Annotated in this window: 17 protein-coding genes and 3 tRNA genes; 1 reads left to right on the top strand and 19 read right to left on the bottom strand. The window is 41.8% G+C overall.

The window, feature by feature from the left end; translation table 11 throughout:
- Positions 1-6: 6 nt before the first annotated feature.
- From gatC to G593_RS0109745, 4 genes are all read right to left on the bottom strand, one after another.
- On the bottom strand, positions 7-300 hold the full coding sequence (gatC, locus tag G593_RS0109760; RefSeq protein WP_005330630.1) for an Asp-tRNA(Asn)/Glu-tRNA(Gln) amidotransferase subunit GatC: 294 nt from the start codon (positions 298-300) through the stop codon (positions 7-9).
- A gap of 49 nt (positions 301-349) precedes the next feature.
- A complete protein-coding gene (locus G593_RS0109755; RefSeq protein WP_242827075.1) occupies positions 350-1,447 on the bottom strand; it encodes a hypothetical protein in 1,098 nt (365 codons plus the stop codon).
- A gap of 103 nt (positions 1,448-1,550) precedes the next feature.
- Entirely contained in the window at positions 1,551-2,882 is a 1,332-nt protein-coding gene (gene aspS / locus G593_RS0109750; RefSeq protein WP_005340950.1) for an aspartate--tRNA(Asn) ligase, read from the bottom strand.
- Positions 2,883-3,355: 473 nt separating this feature from the next.
- Positions 3,356-3,718, bottom strand: coding sequence for a sporulation initiation factor Spo0A C-terminal domain-containing protein (locus G593_RS0109745; RefSeq protein WP_005340952.1), 363 nt, complete (start codon positions 3,716-3,718; stop codon positions 3,356-3,358).
- Between the two features lie 193 nt (positions 3,719-3,911).
- Here G593_RS0109745 and G593_RS0109740 point away from each other — a divergent pair, with 193 nt between their 5' ends.
- Complete coding sequence (locus G593_RS0109740) at positions 3,912-4,643, top strand: helix-turn-helix domain-containing protein (protein ID WP_005340954.1); 732 nt, start codon at positions 3,912-3,914, stop codon at positions 4,641-4,643.
- 89 nt (positions 4,644-4,732) lie between these two features.
- On the opposite strand, the gene G593_RS0109735 is transcribed toward G593_RS0109740, so the two are convergent.
- The 15 genes from G593_RS0109735 to porA all read right to left on the bottom strand — a co-directional run bounded on the left by G593_RS0109735 (position 4,733) and on the right by porA (position 17,546).
- Positions 4,733-6,019: a chloride channel protein gene (locus G593_RS0109735; RefSeq protein ID WP_022278799.1), complete on the bottom strand. Its 1,287-nt coding sequence runs from the start codon at positions 6,017-6,019 to the stop codon at positions 4,733-4,735.
- Positions 6,020-6,145: 126 nt separating this feature from the next.
- Entirely contained in the window at positions 6,146-6,826 is a 681-nt protein-coding gene (locus G593_RS0109730; RefSeq protein WP_005340959.1) for a TIGR00266 family protein, read from the bottom strand.
- Positions 6,827-6,853: 27 nt separating this feature from the next.
- On the bottom strand, positions 6,854-7,672 hold the full coding sequence (murI, locus tag G593_RS0109725) for a glutamate racemase (protein ID WP_022278798.1): 819 nt from the start codon (positions 7,670-7,672) through the stop codon (positions 6,854-6,856).
- 54 nt (positions 7,673-7,726) lie between these two features.
- Positions 7,727-8,713, bottom strand: a complete 987-nt coding sequence (locus G593_RS19045) for a CPBP family intramembrane glutamic endopeptidase (RefSeq protein WP_029731570.1) — start codon at positions 8,711-8,713, stop codon at positions 7,727-7,729.
- A gap of 118 nt (positions 8,714-8,831) precedes the next feature.
- Positions 8,832-8,905 (bottom strand) — tRNA-Pro (locus tag G593_RS0109715).
- Between the two features lie 60 nt (positions 8,906-8,965).
- Positions 8,966-9,036 (bottom strand) — tRNA-Gln (locus tag G593_RS0109710).
- 261 nt (positions 9,037-9,297) lie between these two features.
- Positions 9,298-9,368: transfer RNA gene (locus G593_RS0109705), tRNA-Gln, on the bottom strand.
- 193 nt (positions 9,369-9,561) lie between these two features.
- On the bottom strand, positions 9,562-10,776 hold the full coding sequence (locus tag G593_RS0109700; RefSeq protein WP_029731569.1) for an LL-diaminopimelate aminotransferase: 1,215 nt from the start codon (positions 10,774-10,776) through the stop codon (positions 9,562-9,564).
- 40 nt (positions 10,777-10,816) lie between these two features.
- Complete coding sequence (dapF, locus tag G593_RS0109695) at positions 10,817-11,665, bottom strand: diaminopimelate epimerase (protein ID WP_029731568.1); 849 nt, start codon at positions 11,663-11,665, stop codon at positions 10,817-10,819.
- 20 nt (positions 11,666-11,685) lie between these two features.
- On the bottom strand, positions 11,686-12,234 hold the full coding sequence (locus G593_RS0109690) for an ANTAR domain-containing response regulator (RefSeq protein WP_005330590.1): 549 nt from the start codon (positions 12,232-12,234) through the stop codon (positions 11,686-11,688).
- Between the two features lie 111 nt (positions 12,235-12,345).
- Positions 12,346-13,680 (bottom strand): glutamine synthetase family protein, encoded by a 1,335-nt coding sequence (locus G593_RS0109685; RefSeq protein WP_029731567.1) that lies wholly within the window; start codon positions 13,678-13,680, stop codon positions 12,346-12,348.
- A 541-nt stretch (positions 13,681-14,221) separates the two neighbouring features.
- Complete coding sequence (locus G593_RS0109680) at positions 14,222-14,431, bottom strand: hypothetical protein (protein WP_022279229.1); 210 nt, start codon at positions 14,429-14,431, stop codon at positions 14,222-14,224.
- A gap of 225 nt (positions 14,432-14,656) precedes the next feature.
- Complete coding sequence (locus G593_RS0109675; protein ID WP_029731566.1) at positions 14,657-15,301, bottom strand: PduL/EutD family phosphate acyltransferase; 645 nt, start codon at positions 15,299-15,301, stop codon at positions 14,657-14,659.
- Positions 15,302-15,410: 109 nt separating this feature from the next.
- On the bottom strand, positions 15,411-16,346 hold the full coding sequence (locus G593_RS0109670; RefSeq protein ID WP_005330572.1) for a thiamine pyrophosphate-dependent enzyme: 936 nt from the start codon (positions 16,344-16,346) through the stop codon (positions 15,411-15,413).
- Positions 16,347-16,361: 15 nt separating this feature from the next.
- Complete coding sequence (porA, locus tag G593_RS0109665) at positions 16,362-17,546, bottom strand: pyruvate ferredoxin oxidoreductase (protein ID WP_029731565.1); 1,185 nt, start codon at positions 17,544-17,546, stop codon at positions 16,362-16,364.
- Position 17,547 lies beyond the last annotated feature (1 nt).

The following is a 17,547-nucleotide window of genomic DNA, read 5'->3' as shown; positions in this document are numbered from 1 at the left end:
CTCCTCCTATCCGATCGTCTTCGGCACCTTGAAGCTCTGATCCTTCATAAGTGGTGCATTTGCCAATGTATCACTGCTGCCATCACCATTTGTCACAACGTCTTCGCGAAATACATTATTTACCGGAAATACATGAGACATCGGTTCAATTCCATCCGTGTCAAGTTCATTTAATACATCAATGTAGTCCAACATTTTTTCCATATCTGCCTTGGCTTCTTCTTTCTCTTTCTCTGAAAGTTCCAGCTTCGCCAGAATACCCACATACTCAATGGTCTCGTCTGAGATTTTGTTTGCCATTTTAAGCACCCTCCTGTCTGCCAGTTATCTTACATCTTAATTCTTATCTTTAATAATTGTAATATTCATAATAATCCGTCGTTGATATATGCTCGCTTGGAGTCAGTCTGAGTTCCATATTGTCATCTAATGTAATCTGCGCATTTTTCGGAAGAACAAGATTCTTATATTCCTTTCCGTCTGTGCAATTCTCGCCCAGATACAGATCTTTTGTCTCCATAGATTCACCATATTCTGTATAAATATCAACGTCCACACTGCCTTCTCCACTGACCAGTATGAGATCATACACCCCTGCCGGAAGGTCAGGACCTACGGTCAGGTCTTTTTTTACTACCAAAGGCTCTTGTCCTGCCAGTGGATTATTTTCATAAAGAATGTTTTCTGTCTGCGCATTATCTGAATAAAGTGTAATCGTTGTCTGTGAAGAAATGTGAACAATCGCTCCATTGTATAATCTTAAGTCATCCAGATAATCACCGTCTGTCCGCCCTGCATATTCATAAAGGTAAAATCCACTGTCCCAGTCATCAACCTGGACCGTATCGTAATCATAAGATACATCCGCCTGATAATTTCCTTCCGGAATGTGCACACCGACCACATAGTCACCACTGGTCAGCTCAAAACTTACACTCTCACCATCTGCCGGAAGTTCTTTTGTCACATTTTCATACGGGTCACTTCTTGTATAGTCTTGTGTATTCTCCTGGTATCCGCTGATTACATCATCTAAAATATCACTGACCATCGGTTGGAAAATACCCAAAAATACATTGAAGATGACAATGACTGCTATAATCTTACTGATGATCCTTCCCGGCTTTTTCTTCTTACCGACTTTCTTACGCCCTGTACTTCCTGTATTTCCAGAGTAAGTAGTTGTACTCCCCTGCCAGGACCGATCCTGCTGCCAGTTGTTATTTTTTTGCCTCCCCTGCCAGGACTGTCTCGGTGTATTCGGCTTCGGCTGTTTCTCCGGTTTTTCATTCTTGCCATAATGCACATGAGTCAATGGTTCATGATCACATTCACTTTGGTTTATTCGATAATTTTTATCGGATTTGTTATTGTCTAATCCACACTCCGTACAGATTCCATTACTATTCAGTTTTCCTCCACATAAAGAACATCTCTTTCCAAACATAGCTTCTTCCATCCTTTCTGCTCATTTCGCTCCCGGGTGGTTAAGCAGGTACATTTCCACTTTTATGGGGGAGCATAGATGAGAAGAACTGTCTGAGAATTCTCTATGGCTCCAGTCTGCTTAAGTCTCTTGGGAATAATGTTGTTTCTCTTACATTATCCTCCCCAAGCAGCTGCATCGTCAAGCGTTCCAGTCCAATTCCCAGTCCTCCGTGTGGCGGCATGCCATGTTTAAATGTAGCAAGATACTGATCCATACCTTCTGTCGTCATGCCTCTTGCTTCAATCTTCTTTAGAAGTGTCTGATAATCGTGGATTCTCTGACCTCCGGTCGTAATCTCAAGGCCACGGAAGAGAAGATCAAAGCTCAGTGTATATTTCGGATCCTCCGGATCGTCCATCGCGTAAAATGGACGCTTCTTGGACGGATAGTGCGTAACAAATACAAAATCGCTGCCCCACTCTTCTTTTGCATATTTTCCGATCAGTACTTCTTCCTCTGGTTCCAGATCAAATGGGTTACGCATCTTGTGATTATATTTCTCAGCTACCAGCTCTTTGATCTCATTGAATTTTACTGCCGGAATCTGATCTGCTTTCGGAAGTTCCACATTCAGAATCTTCAGTTCTCTGGCATAATCTTTTTTTAAAAGTTCCATGGCATACTGGAGAAATCCTGTCTCCATTCCCATAATATCCTCAAATCCATCAATATAGCCCATCTCGAAGTCCAGACTCGTATATTCGTTCAAATGTCTCTTCGTATTATGCTTCTCAGCACGGAACACCGGCGCCGTTTCAAATACCCGGTCAAACACACCGACCATCATCTGTTTGTAGAACTGAGGACTTTGCTGGAGCACTGCCGGACGGTGGAAATATTCCAGCTTAAATAAGTTTGCACCACCTTCTGCACTTTTGGCTCCAATCTTCGGTGTATGAATTTCGGTAAATTCCTGACTATATAAGAAATCACGAAATGCTCTTGTCAATCCTTCCTGAATCCGGAATTTTGCACGCTCCCTGATATTTCTAAGAGAAATGGAACGATAATTTAACTTTGCCTCCAGAGAAGTGTTTAATTTCCACTTGGAAATAGCAAGCGGCATCATCTCATCTTCCGGCTGGCTTAAGATTTTAACTTTTTTCATGCGGATTTCGATGCCATTCGGCGCTTTTTCATTCTGCTCAAGCACCCCTTCGACTTCCAGCGTTGATGCTTCTTTGATTTCTTTCAGATCAAATGTGGCACTGCCTTCTTCGTATACACACTGGAGCAGGCCTTCTCTTTTTCTTAAGATTACAAATGCAACTGTACCCATATCACGGATTGTATGCACTGCACCATTGACTTTTACTGCCTCGCCGGTCTTTGCATTTAAAAGTTCTGTAATCTCCAATGTATCTTTTTTCTTTACGCCTGTCTGGTATTCCATGACTGTTTCCCTCCTGTTAAATTTTGTTCCATTTTTATTACTCTTTTAATATTTTTCTTTCAGAAAGTATCTTTCTTAATGCAAAAAGTCCCGGAATACATAATCGTATTCCGGGACGGATTATCTTAATATCCGCGGTACCACCCGCTTTTGAACTCGTCTTTGAATTCATCTCTCGCACATAACGCGTGCCAGCGTACTGCTCTACTTGCAATTGCTGTAAATTTAAACCTAAATTGCTTTCGCTCAGTCTGCTCCAGAGTGTTCCCTATTGTTCCTTTCCCTCAAATGACGCTCTCAGTCGGTGGCGTCATATTCCTGTCAAGTTATCACGAACAGAGTCTCTTTCTCTGCATTTTCTATACTGTCTCTAAAAAGATGCTCTTATGTTAGCACATGTTTTTTTTCTTTGCAAGACATTTTTTCAACTTTTTTATGTTCTTTTTTTTCTTTTCCTTTCTTTCAATCTTCTCTTAGACAATTCCTCTCAAAGCTGGCTGTGGATTACTGTTGAATTTCCAGCTGATATAATACACAAGTGCATCAATAAACTGCGCATTTCCAGGACATTTCTTCGCACCAAATCCCATGATCTCCACCATATATTCCCGGTTGTTCTGCCACCCCACTTCTACAACCTTCCGGATTGCCCGCTCTACTTTTCTTGGCGATTCGTCATAGATCTGTCCAATAACAGGATAAATATCAGCCATAATGCACAGCGGCTCTCTCATGTACTGATCCGCCAGTCTGACCGCCACTGGTAAATATGTATACCCTTTATATTTTGGCGTAATATTGCATTTCGATAAAACTTGTAGTGTTGCATCCTCCATGTTACATTCCCCCTGATTCTGTAGTTGATTTGAAAAAACGCACTTGCTATAATACTTACATAAAGTATTATATCCAACTACTAAGCTAATTACTTAACCGAAATTTACGACTTTTTTTCAACATCATTTTATAAATGGTCAGTTTTTTGTCCATTATTCCAGCAAACAAAAAAGAGGGGGAATTGAGACAAATATGACGAAAAATGTATTATTGGACTGTTTTGTCCAGAATCTGGAAAAAGAACGTTTAAATCTCGGAATGACACAGGCAGAATTTGCATCCAAACTGGAAATTTCGGTGTCTACTTACAAAAATATCATTTCTCGTAGGACTGACAAAATTGATATCATGATCGCCATGCAAATCTACAAACTGACAGGGCATTTTCTTTATGAGTTATTTGGAAATGATAATCCGGAAATGGAATGTCTGAAAAAGTTTCGTCTGCTAAATAATCGCCAGAAGGCATACATCAGTGGCAAGATTGATTTCGAACTGGAAATGATGAGTCACGAGCAGGATTCAGAAAATATGCTGGATGTTCTTGTACTGACCGGCAACATGGAAGATGGTATGGTACTGGATTCTGCGAATGAAGAACGTATCTACTGTCCGGAATATATTAAGAAATATGGTGAACGCCTGCATTGTGGCATTCGCATTACTTCCAACCACCTTAATCCTGTGTATGTCAGAAATGATATCCTGGGGATTTCAAAGAAACCTCCGCGTGACGGTGACACCTGTATCCTGATCCACAAGCCGACCGGCCGCGCATTTATCCGCAAGATGCAACAGGGAAATCCTTGTCATCTGCTCCCGATCAACGGTTATGGCGATATTATCACAGTTGACCCGAACAATCATACCGATATGGTACAATGGTTAAAATTCGGAGTCGTGATTGCAGTCCTGCGACGCTAATTAATTTCAATTGATTGTTTTTTTAGCGAAAGCGCCACACAGATTCAAGGCTTTCTTTCGTCACCTGTCTGTGTGGCATTTTTATTATCTTAAGAGGTCGTATTCCTATCTATGTATTTGTTTTCCGTCTTGGAGTACACAATCTTCTGCGCTTTATAAAGGCTCTGATATCCGGACAGCAGATAACTGACCGCAATCACGGTACAAAAATACGGCATACCCGCAAATCCAAACAGCTCAAATGCGATCAGAAGGGAACTGATCGGACTGTTTGTCACAGCACAGAACACGCCTACCATCCCACACGCTGCACAGATATCTACCGGCAAGCCAAATATCGGTGCCAGTGCGGAGCCGAATGTTGCCCCAATAAACAGTGACGGGACTATCTCACCGCCTTTAAAACCAGAACAAAGTGTGATACATGTAAATAATATTTTCAGCAAAAATACCCACAATTTCTGAGATTCTGCAAAACTCTGCGCAATCGTACCTCCACCAAGTCCCAGATAGGTATCTGTTCCCGTAATCTTCCACAAAAGAACGACTGTCACACCTCCAACAAACACTCGAAGGTACGGATTCTGAAACCATTTTTTCAACTGCTTTTCAAAAATATGTAACATCACGCAAAACAGCGCTCCGGCAAATGCAAAACAGATTGCCAGAAGAATCGCTTTCCCCCACGCGATTCCATAAAAATTCGGTACTTTTTCTACGGGATACGGCGCAGTCAGTGTCCGAACTCCCATAAGGATTGAAATCCGCTCTCCGATAAATGCGGAGAACACGCACGGAACGAGCGCTGCATAATACATAATCCCGACGCTGATAACCTCCATCGGGAACAATGCTGCTGCCATCGGCGTTCCAAATAGTGCTGCAAAAGCTGCGCTCATACCCGCCAGCGTCATAATACGTTTATCACTCTCATTCAAATGTATCTTACGTCCTAGCCAGTTTCCGAGGCTTGCCCCAAACTGAAGTGCCGCACCTTCCCGGCCGGCAGAACCTCCAAACAAATGCGTCAAAGCTGTCGCAATCAAAATCAATGGTGCCACTCTTCCCGGCATCGTATTCTGATCTGACCGTACTACCATAAGCACCATATCTGTTCCGGCATTCTTCTCTTGCCCCGTAACATGATAAAGAAAAACAATCATGAGACCTGCAAAAGGCAGCAGATATACCATCCACATATGCCCCATACGAAAGTCCGTTGCCCACGCGATCAGATTCGCAAATGCACTGGCGATGACACCGATCACACCGCCAATCACAATTGATAATAGAATCCATTTCACCAGACTCCCTAACAATATTCTCCACGCATGAAACATATGCATGAGCTCCTTCTTCACCTTCTCCATTTCCATCTCACTTCCTCTATTCCTGTATTGTTAAAATTATAAACGCACGGATTCAAAACTTGGTTATATGCAAATTTGAATTGCACCTATAATAACCAGTTTTTTATCCGTGCGCCTTATAAATACCTCACCTTATGAGCCTGACGGAATATATGGTCTGAGTACCCCGGCAACATTACTGATCGGCATTGTCTGAAGCCATACCCTTCCCGGTCCTGTAATCACGGTATTAAACAGTCCTTCGCCTCCAAAAAGCATATTCTTCACGCCCGGCACAGTCTGAATATCCATCTGACAACTGGCTGTCATTGCTGCAAGATGTCCCGTATCAATCACAATCTGCTGTCCCGGCTGCAGTTCATATTCCACTACATGTCCGTCAAATTCCGCAAATGCAACTCCCTGTCCACTGACTTTCTGAAGAACAAATCCTTCTCCTCCAAATAATCCGGAAGCCACTTTCTTATGGAAATGTACAGACAACTGTACTCCCGCTTCACTTGCCAGAAATGCACTCTTCTGGAAGATCATTTCCTGCCCCGGTCTGATGTTAAATGCACGAATCGATCCTGGAAAGCAAGAAGCAAATGCGATCATTCCGTTTCCTCCCTGTGCAGTGTAAATATTCTGGAACATCTTCTCTCCTGAGAACATTCTTCCTACAGCTTTCCCAATCCCTCCATTGGTCGTTGTCTCCATCTTCATGTTCGGAGACATCCAGGACATACCGCCCCCTTCCGTAATCATCCGCTCACCCGCTTCAAGCTGGCAGATCACAACCGGAAGAGTATCTCCCTGAATCTGATACCTCATATTTGTCATCCTCCTTTATATGGAATTTTATATAAGTGCCATTCGGTCTAACTGACACATATATTTGTCAATACGTATCTGGTCTGCCGCTGAAATCTGCTTACCAGAAAAATAATATGTAACCCGATCAGTTTTTGAAAATTCCTCTGCATCATTAGCCCCATTCTTCACACTGATCGTATCACACTCTTTTTCCATTCTACGGATTAATTCCCGAAGTGCTCCTTCATTTCCATCTACAAGTTCTATCTTATTCGGGAAAATCTCCTGATAGCTCTCTTTGAAATAATTAAAATGGGTACAGCCAAGGACAAATGCTTTATATTCCTCTAATGGATAATCCTTCAGCGCCTCCTTAAGATACGGCACGATCTGATTCTGATCGAATATTTCCTGCTCTGCAAATCTAACCAGCTTTGGAAGCGCAACCAGATCTACCATATCACGCTTATCCACCCGGTCCACCAAGTGATGAAGCTTGTCTCCTTGAATTGTGATTGGTGTTGCTGCCACCAGGATTCTTCCCGGTCTGTCAGCATATTCTTCTACTGCTTTTTTCACTGCCGGTTCCATGCCCACAATCGGCAGTGGAAACTGACTTCTGTATTCTTTTGTGGCCACACTCGTAGCTGTATTGCAGGCAATCACAATCGCATCTACCTGCTTCTTTATCATAAATGCTATAATTTCGTCAATATATCCCCGGACTTGCTCTCTTGTTTTTTCCCCATATGGGACGTGCTCCTCGTCCGCATAATAGAGAAAATCTGCTTCTGGTATCATGCGAAGTGCACGGTGCAGAACAGACAACCCACCCATGCCCGAGTCAAAAATACCTATTTTCATGATGTCACTCCTAGAACAATGAATGTGCCTTGGCACAATCAAGCTGTTTCTTCATTATAGCACAGAAAATTCCTTTGCAACTGGCTTTCTTTGATTTTTTAATGTTTTTGAAAAGATAAACGAGCCGAATATTACAACATAACAAATGACTGCCAATGGCGTTGAAAATGTAAAGCTATTCTCTGTTAATTTCCATAATCCTAATAAATTATTATTTAAGAAATGAATCACCACTGCAATCCATATAGTTGATGTTCGCTTATAAATCCAACACATAAAAATTGTATGGCTAATAAGCATAACAGACCGTCCAATAAAAAAAGTAATTGGAAGTTTAGTTATCATATAGTCTATCGGCAAATGAAAAAGCACTTCTATCGTTCCCAGGAAAAATATTGCTTTATAAACTCCATATTCTTTCTCCAGCAATGGAAACAAAAAATATCCCCACCCATATTCCTCGCCCAAGAATATAATAAATGTAAAGATAAACAGTGGCGCAAAACCAACTAGCTGTTTCACATCTGCCAATGGAACCTTTAATTGCGCTACATCTCCTGTTTTTAGATAATCACATACGAATTCCACTCGAACCATAAGGATAAAAATAGCAATATAAAGCAACGCATATTTCAATACTTCCTTAAACGAAACATTATAAGACAGACCTATATTGACCAAAATATTTTCCCCAATGGATTGTAAAAAGTAAATACTGCATAATGATTCAGCTATCATCAATATTTGAGATATAAAGACACTACTTGGAATAATAACGGATATTACAGTATATATCGTCATTCCTGCAAAACAAATTTTATAAAACCGAAAAAATTTATTGGATTCATTCTGACTTGATGCCCGTTGTTTTGCAAACAAAGTACTCATGGTTGGTAAAAGCATCAAAATATAACCTTCTGAGAACTTTTTTAAATGAAACACCTGATTATATAAAATCCCCAAAAAAATAAATAGAATTTCAAAACTAAACATGAATAATAAGAAATACTGTATCATTGACTTTTCTTTTTTATCAGTCATAATATTCCCCCCTTCCAACTCTATAAACTCAGTATACCATGGAAAATATTTAAACTACAATTTTATAAAAAGAAAAGCCACAAAACTAACCATATATCAGCTTTGCGACCAATCATAGTCGGAGTGACAAGATTTGAACTTGCGACCTCTACGTCCCGAACGTAGCGCTCTACCAAGCTGAGCCACACTCCGATATATCTTTAATTAAGTAACCGGATACTCATTCAAGTATCCGGCGCCCCTGCCAAGGAACTACGGATAGAGGACTCGAACCTCTACTAACAGAGTCAGAGTCTGCTGTGCTGCCATTACACCAATCCGCATTAGTGTGATGTTCTGCGTTATCAGCGAACAAATATTATTATACTTAATTCTGAAAAAAAGTCAATACCCTTTTTTTATTTTTTCGCAATTTTTCACCAAATTTATATCTCTCATTTTCTATCTGATATATTAGGAAATCTGCATCTATTGTGTGAAAATAAAAAGTGTCAATGTTTACTCTTTCAACCTCTACGTCCCGAACGCAGCACCCGTATACGCAAAATGCTGAGTATCTCTTACGAAATACTCAGCATCAATAACTACGGATAGAGGACTCGAACCTCTACTAACAGAGTCAGAGTCTGCTGTGCTGCCATTACACCAATCCGCATTAATGTGACTTACTCTGCTGTTTTATTTGTCCAGCAAATATTGATTATACACGTATTCAAGAGAATGTCAATAGATTTTTTGCATTTTCCCTTTTCACATTTTCCCTTTTTCACCAGACATTTTTCAAATCGCTGATGGGGACGTAGCATTTTCACAAAATGCTACGTCCCCATCTACAATTTTACTGCAATTTACATTTCTTTGATTCTCTTGATTGCTGCTACTGTGTTTTCGTATGTTCCAAATGCTGTCAGGCGGAAATATCCTTCTCCGCTTGGTCCGAATCCTGAACCTGGTGTTCCGACTACGTTTGCTTTTTCAAGCAGATAATCGAAGAAATCCCAGGATGTCATTCCTTTTGGTACTTCTAACCAGATATATGGTGCATTCACGCCGCCGGATACGTTGTATCCTGCGTCTTTCAGTCCTTGTTTGATTGTTTTTGCATTGTTCATGTAATAAGCGACCTGATCTTTTAACTGAGCCTTTCCCGCTTCGCTGTATACCGCTTCCCCTGCACGTTGTACGATGTAAGGTGCTCCGTTGTATTTTGTTCCATGACGTCTTGCCCACAGGGAATGAAGCATCACGTCTCCGGATTTCAGATCTTTTGGAATAACGGTTGCTCCAAGACGTACTCCTGTAAATCCTGCATTCTTAGAGAAGCTTCGAAGCTCTATTGCGCATGTTCTTGCTCCTTCGCACTCGTAAATGGTGTGTGGTACGTCTGACTCGGAGATATATGCTTCATATGCAGAGTCGTAGATGATGACTGCTCCGACTCTATTAGCGTAATCTACCCACTCCTGAAGCTGTGCTTTTGTGATTGTAGAACCTGTCGGATTATTCGGAAAACACAGATAAATGATGTCCGGTGTCTCTTCCGGCAATACCGGTGCAAAGTTTGTTTCTTTTGTACAAGGCATGTAGATCACATTGCTCCATGTCTCTGTCTTTGCATCGTAAGTTCCGGTACGTCCTGCCATTACATTTGTATCAACGTACACAGGGTAAACCGGGTCACACACTGCAATCTTACTGTCTGCCGCAAAAATTTCCTGAATATTTCCTGAATCACATTTTGCACCATCAGAAATAAAGATTTCGTCTGCCTGAATGTCGCAGCCTTTATCTTGATAATCGTTCTTTGCCATGGCGCTTCTTAAAAATTCGTATCCAAGATCTGGTGCATATCCGTGAAATGTCTCGGCATGTCCCATCTCATCGACTGCTTTATGCATGGCCTCGATAATCGCAGGTGCAAGTGGCTGTGTTACATCACCGATTCCAAGTCGGATGATCTGCTTGTCTGGATTAGCTGCCTGATATGCTGATACTTTCTTTCCAATCGTTGAAAAAAGGTAACTTCCTGGTAATTTCAGATAATTTTCGTTTACTTTAAACATCTTTCTAGTCTCCTTTATTTATTCATTATGTGATATCTTCTTACAGTTCTATCTCCCCGTCAAATACAACGGTCGCCGGACCTGTCATATAGACATGATTATCTTCTTCATTCCATTCAATCTGAAGATTTCCTCCCAGAAGACGGATTTCTACTTCTCGCTCTGTATATCCGTTTAAAATGCTCGCGACTGCTACAGCACATGCTCCGGTTCCACATGCAAGTGTCTCGCCGGATCCTCTCTCCCACACACGCATTTCCACGGTCTTTCTGTCGATAACTCTTGCGAATTCTGTATTAATCCGCTGTGGAAATCTCTCATGGTTCTCGAATTTCGGTCCGATTTTTTCAATGTCAAGTCCCTGTACATCATCAATGTAGACAACATCGTGAGGGTTTCCCATTGATACACCAGTCATATGATACTCTTTCCCGTCTACTTTAATCTGAGCATTTAGTACCCTATCAGTTTCATCGGAATACCCTTTCATTATAATCGGAATTTTCTCCGGGTCAAGCTCCGGTTCTCCCATATCAACACGTACCAGTGCAACTTTTCCATCTTTCACCGTCAGATCCAGATATTTAATTCCTCCAAGTGTCTCCACGGAAATGTGTGTCTTATCAGTCAGTCCGTAATCATAGACATACTTTGCAACACAACGGATTCCATTTCCACACATTTCTCCTCTGGAACCATCTGCATTATACATCTCCATTTCAAAATCAGCCACCTTAGACGGATTGATCATGATCAGACCGTCTGACCCGATTCCGAAATGTCTGTTACTGACAATCTTTGCCACCTCAGGTGGATTGTCGATTTTTTCTTTGAAACAATTTACATAAACGTAATCGTTCCCCAGACCTTGCATTTTTGTGAATTTCATTTTTATTATTTCTCCCATCTTTATTCATTCATAATGCTAAGTACCATCTCCGCTGTCTCTACGATATTCGTTCCGCTGTCCATACTGTTCTTCTGAAGATACCGGTGTGCCTCTTCTTCTGTCATATTATTTCGCGCCATCAGCAATTCTTTTGCTTTTCGGATCAATGCTTCCTGTTCAGGAGTCCTGCTCTTAATCGTTTTCTTACGTTTTCTGCGCCGCCGGTCCATATTTTGAAGCATCATCTGAAGGGTATTCATAAGATCATACGCTTTGATCGGCATAGTCAGTCCCATGACACCACTTGCCAGCCCTTCTTCCCATTTCCCTTGTGACGCAATCAAAAGCATCTCAAAGCGATCCGGCAAATATTCTCTTAATTCTGAATACATCATATCTTTTAGTTTGTATCCACACACGATAATTCCTTCATCAACAGAATCTGCGTAGTTCATCGCCTGCGCTCCTGTCGTGCACACTCCAGTAACATTAAGCCCTGCACGCACTAACAGATTTCGGATATTGGTCGCATTATCCTTGTTCGGAAATACAACTATAATACCTACCAATTTGCCACCTCCTGCTGTGTATCGCTGATAAAACCGACCTTCTGTCCGCTTTTAGCAGCTTCCTGAATCTTTTCTTCTCTCTGATAAGAAATATTTCACACAACAGCGGGCTTAGATTCGATGTAAATATTTATTAAGCTCCCATTCTGTGACCTGGGTTACATATTCCTCGTATTCCTTTTTCTTAGCTTGTGTATACTTCTGCACCAGATCATTTCCAAGTACATTTTTAATATACTCGTCTTTTTCAAATTCCTGACACGCTTCCATCAGATTCATTGGAAGCTTTTCTACTCCTGCCTCTTTGAGTTCTTCCTCGCTCATCTCAAATAAGTTGCGGTCGATGCTGTCCGGTGGCATAATCTTACTACGGATACCGTCCAGTCCTGCTGCCAGACATACTGCCAGTGCCAGATAAGGGTTTGCTGCAGTATCCGGACTACGAAGTTCGATTCTGACGTTCCCCCCACGGTCTGCCGGAATTCGGATAAGTGGCGTCCGATTCTTTCTGGACCATGCGATATGCACCGGTGCCTCAAATCCCGGCACAAACCGTTTATAAGAATTTACAATAGGATTCGTGATAAATGTCATGGCTTTAATGTGCTTCATCAAACCGCCAATAAAATAGTATGCCTCTTTACTCATACCATTCGGGTCATTCTTGTCATTGAATACATTTTCCCCCGCTTCATTATGAAGGGACATATTCATATGCATACCAGAGCCATTTTCATTGTACTTCGGTTTCGGCATAAATGTAGCATGAAGCCCGTGACGCTTGGCAATCGTCTTTACGACTAGTTTAAATGTCATAATATTATCCGCAGTTAAAAGTGCCTCATCATATTTAAAATCCACTTCATGCTGTGCCGGTGCAAATTCATGGTGAGATTCTTCTACTTCAAATCCCATATCCTCCAGTGTCAGAACAATATCACGCCTTGCATTTTCTCCTAAATCTAACGGTCCCAGATCAAAATAGCTTGCCTTCTCATGAGAAAATGTAGTCGGAAGTCCGTCTTCGTCCGTATGGAATAAGAAGAACTCACACTCTGGTCCCACGTCAAATGTATACCCCATCTCTTTTGCTTCGGCAATCACTTTCTTTAACACATATCTTGGATCACTTTCAAACATACTGCCGTCCGCTTTCTGTACATCACAGAGCAACCTTGCTACTTTCCCCTGCTGCGGTCTCCACGGAAAGATTTCAAATGTATTCAGATCCGGGCGAAGATACATATCCGAATCTTCCATTCTCGCAAAACCTTCAATGGCAGAACCATCGAACATGCACTCATTATCCAGCGCCTTCTCAAGCTGGCTGCTGGTGATTGCTACATTTTTCAAAGTTCCATACATATCTGTGAACTGAAGACGAATGAAACCAACGTCCTCCTCTTCAACCATCCTCAAAATATCCTCGCGTGTGTAATTGTTCATAAGAAACCTCCCGCTTGTTTTATTTTTACCATCTGAATCTATAAAAGCCAGATGCTCCGTGCTTTGCACTCCCGCATCTGCTGCCACATTCACAATCTGGGCTTTCGCCCTTCTTGTTCATGCAGCTCAGATTATCTAATAGATAGCCTGTAATGCATATAAACATGCCTCCAAGCTATCTATTGATAATACTTTTATAGCAAAAAAGGGCGCTCTCATACAAGGATGAAAACGCCGTTGTCTCACATGTTTATGATTATAAAAAGAAAATGATGCTTTGTCAATCCTGACAATTGATTAATATTATCTTATGCACAAGACAATATCTGGTATAAATTGTCTTATACACAAGACGATATCGTATATACATTGTCTATTTCAAATAGACACTATAAACAATACCTATTTACATAAAGAAACAAATGAAGACCTTCTGTTCAACACAGAAAATCCTCATTTGTTTAAGTTACCTCATAAAATATGTCCAAATTTTCAGGCACATATCACTCTGATCCGGCATCAATATTTCTTACTTTTTATTCTACTCTTCGTCATCTAACCAGTAGTCATCTGCATATTCGTTATAATTATTTCCATTGTTATTGCCAACGGAAATTCCTTTTTTAATTGGAGAAATTAAAAATCCATAAATCACTCCTAAAAGAACACAACAAAGCATAATCAGAACTTTCTCTTCACCTGACCATTCACGGTCAAAAACTTCCTTCACCTTATCTAAAAAATCACGCATACCACTACCTCCTATTTCTCGTACTCACGCACAAATATTCTAAATCAAGTATACACACAAACCGACACAGGTGCAAGTAATCTATTTCATACAATTCATAATAACTGTAATCATCATTTCCATTTCATCTAGTTTTGATTCTGCAATCATAATCGTAAGTGCTACCAGCGGAAGGTAGCGCGAGTGTGCCTTATAGGACTATTCTTGTGCCTGTATTATATAATTTTATATCCGATGAATACCACTCTGAATCTCATCTGCCCATCTTTGTAGTTCTTCGGATTTTCCTCCGAAGAGCTTGAGCAGTGTTCCTGTCGGGTTCTCGGTTCCTGCGAATGCATTTGCCTCGTCTGTATCTACGTGCATTGCAAGTGCAAACTGCGGGCTGACACGGACGATCACATCCGCAAAGATCAGTGCCCGTTCAAAGCTCTGTGTAATAACGAATACAGAGTCGTTATCTTTTACATTTAACTGATATGCCTGTACCGGTGTCATGTGGATATGGCGTTTTGCCACAATCACACCGTGGTCTAATTCCACGCTTCCACACGGTCCCACCAGTGTACATCCAGGTGTCCCTGCAGTGTCTCCGGACTGACGTATCATTCCCGGGATTCCCAGTTTTCTGGAATCTGTCATAGAGATTTCCACCTGAGTCTCCCCACGGAAAGGTCCAAGAACTGCAACCCTCTCGAATGCTCCTTTTGGTCCGCGGACCTCCAGGCGCTCTTCACAGGCAAACTGTCCCGGCTGGCTGAGTTCTGACTTAAATGTCAGTTCTTTTCCTTTTCCAAATAATATTTCAAAATCTTCCCGGCACAGATGAATGTGCCTTGCACTTGTCTCGATTGGTATTGCAAGTCCCATGCCTTTACCTCATTTCCCTAATTCATAAATCTTACCATATTCTATATCTACAAGTCCGGAGCGAACCTATTGCTGCTCCACGCCTGCAGATTATGAACGCATCTTACATTTATCTTGAACATCTGAACAGAAGGTCTTCCCATCTTCTGTCCACTTCCTTCTGGAATGCCTCAAGAAGGTCTTCGTTGCCTTTCTTGAATAAATGTTTGAATCTTCCCTGTGGTCTTAAGAAGTCCTCGATTGGAAGTTTCTTCTTTGGCTCGTAGTTCAGAATCCATTTCCCTTCTACGACCTCGAACAGCGGCCAGTAACATGTCTCTACACCAAGTTTACAGATTTCCATAATGTCTGGTGTGTTGTATCTCCATCCACGCGGGCATGGTGCCATAATGTTTAGGAATGCTGCACCCGGTGTATAGATAGCTTTTTCGGATTTGATGTGCAGATCTTTAAAGTTCTGAACAAATGTAGTCTGTGCAACGTACGGAATATCGTGTGCCGCAATTACAGATGCCAGATCTTTTCTGTTCTGCGGTTTACCATTGCTCTCGCTTCCAACTGGTGTTGTTGTTGTATCTGCATACATTGGTGTTGCAGAAGAACGCTGGATACCTGTGTTCATATAAGCTCCGTTATCGTAGCACACATATACAAGATCCTGATTACGCTCCATTGCCCCGGATAATGACTGAAGTCCGATATCGTATGTACCGCCGTCTCCACCAAATGTAATAAATTTGTAGTTTGTATCCTGTAATTTTCCTTTTCTCTTTAACGCTTTGTAAGCGCCTTCAACACCGCTGAGTGTTGCCCCTGCATTTTCAAATGCATTGTGAATGTAACTGTCTTCCCATGCTGTGTATGGATATGTAAATGTAGAAACTTCCAGACATCCTGTTGCATTTCCGATGACTGCTTTGTCCCCTTCATGAAGACCACGAAGGACATTTCTTACTGCGATTGTTCCGCCGCATCCGGCGCACATTCTGTGTCCAGGAGCAAGACGCTCTGGTTTGTTCATTGTCTCTTTAAAATTATAACTCATCTTCTTCGCGCCTCCTTATTCTCTGATTCCCATGTAACGATACATTTCTCCGGCATCACCATCTGCAATGACCTGTTTCAGTGTTTCGTATACATTTTCCATATCTTCGACACGCACATCACGTCCACCAAGTCCATATACATAGTTAATTGCGAGTGCCTGGCTTCTTGCACGGAATAATGCAGACATCACATCTGCTCCAAGTGGGCCACCGTGATTTGTATAACTCTCTGCACGGTCCATGATCGCGATTGCCTTGACATTTTTCAATGCTTCTGCAATCTCATCAGCCGGGAATGGACGGAACAGACGAATCTTAATCAGTCCGACTTTCTCTCCCTGCTCGCGAAGTCTGTCTACTGCATCTTTTGTTGTTCCTGCTGCGGAACCAATGATAACAACTGCACGTTCAGCATCTTCCATACGATACTCCTCGAAAAGTCCGTATTTTCTGCCGGAAAGCTTCTCAAAATCCTCAGCCACTTCTTTTACGACACGGCTGACATTTCTTGTTCCTTCTGCCTGGTTACGCTTTGCTTCCGTATAATAATCTGTAATAGAGTAAGGGCCGACTGCCATCGGGCACTCTGGATTCAGAAGATAATCTTCCGGCTCATACTCACCAACAAAATTCTTGACGTCTGCATCTTCCAGAAGTTCAATGTTCTCTACGGCGTGGCTTGTGATAAATCCATCCTGACAGATCATGATTGGAAGGCGTACATCTTTATGCTCGGAAATGCGGAAAGCCTGAACCATGTTGTCATAAGCTTCCTGATTATTCTCTGCGTAAATCTGGATCCAGCCTGCATCTCTTGCTCCCATACTGTCAGAATGATCACAGTTGATATTGATCGGACCAGACAGTGCCCGGTTTACAAGTGCAAGTGCAAGCGGAAGTCTGTTAGAAGCTGCAATGTAAAGTTCCTCCCACATATAAGCAAGTCCACAAGAAGAAGTTGCTGTAAGGCTTCGTGCTCCTGCAGCGGATGCTCCGATTGCTGCTGACATAGAACTATGCTCACTCTCGACTGGGATAAATTCTGTATCCACCTGTCCATTTGCTACAAATGAAGCGAAATACTGTGGAATCTCCGTAGATGGTGTGATTGGGAATGCCGGAAATACGTCCGGATTAATCTGTCTTAAAGCGATTGCTATTGCTTCATTTCCTGATAAACGATCTCTTTTTCCTGCCATC

This window comes from Dorea sp. AGR2135, assembly GCF_000420885.1.
GTDB classification, from domain to species: Bacteria; Bacillota; Clostridia; order Lachnospirales; family Lachnospiraceae; genus Dorea; species Dorea formicigenerans.
This window is presented reverse-complemented; position numbering and strand designations above follow the sequence as displayed.

Coding starts and splice junctions, on each gene's coding strand:
- gatC (WP_005330630.1), bottom strand. CDS start 300: ATGGCAAACAAAATCTCAGACGAGACCATTGAGTATGTGGGTATTCTG.
- G593_RS0109670 (WP_005330572.1), bottom strand. CDS start 16,346: ATGAGTTATAATTTTAAAGAGACAATGAACAAACCAGAGCGTCTTGCT.
- G593_RS0109680 (WP_022279229.1), bottom strand. CDS start 14,431: ATGCGTGATTTTTTAGATAAGGTGAAGGAAGTTTTTGACCGTGAATGG.
- porA (WP_029731565.1), bottom strand. CDS start 17,546: ATGGCAGGAAAAAGAGATCGTTTATCAGGAAATGAAGCAATAGCAATC.
- G593_RS0109675 (WP_029731566.1), bottom strand. CDS start 15,301: ATGGGACTTGCAATACCAATCGAGACAAGTGCAAGGCACATTCATCTG.
- G593_RS0109740 (WP_005340954.1), top strand. CDS start 3,912: ATGACGAAAAATGTATTATTGGACTGTTTTGTCCAGAATCTGGAAAAA.
- G593_RS0109700 (WP_029731569.1), bottom strand. CDS start 10,776: ATGTTTAAAGTAAACGAAAATTATCTGAAATTACCAGGAAGTTACCTT.
- G593_RS19045 (WP_029731570.1), bottom strand. CDS start 8,713: ATGACTGATAAAAAAGAAAAGTCAATGATACAGTATTTCTTATTATTC.
- G593_RS0109745 (WP_005340952.1), bottom strand. CDS start 3,718: ATGGAGGATGCAACACTACAAGTTTTATCGAAATGCAATATTACGCCA.
- aspS (WP_005340950.1), bottom strand. CDS start 2,882: ATGGAATACCAGACAGGCGTAAAGAAAAAAGATACATTGGAGATTACA.
- G593_RS0109735 (WP_022278799.1), bottom strand. CDS start 6,019: ATGGAAATGGAGAAGGTGAAGAAGGAGCTCATGCATATGTTTCATGCG.
- G593_RS0109730 (WP_005340959.1), bottom strand. CDS start 6,826: ATGAGGTATCAGATTCAGGGAGATACTCTTCCGGTTGTGATCTGCCAG.
- G593_RS0109755 (WP_242827075.1), bottom strand. CDS start 1,447: ATGTTTGGAAAGAGATGTTCTTTATGTGGAGGAAAACTGAATAGTAAT.
- murI (WP_022278798.1), bottom strand. CDS start 7,672: ATGAAAATAGGTATTTTTGACTCGGGCATGGGTGGGTTGTCTGTTCTG.
- G593_RS0109685 (WP_029731567.1), bottom strand. CDS start 13,680: ATGAACAATTACACACGCGAGGATATTTTGAGGATGGTTGAAGAGGAG.
- dapF (WP_029731568.1), bottom strand. CDS start 11,665: ATGAAATTCACAAAAATGCAAGGTCTGGGGAACGATTACGTTTATGTA.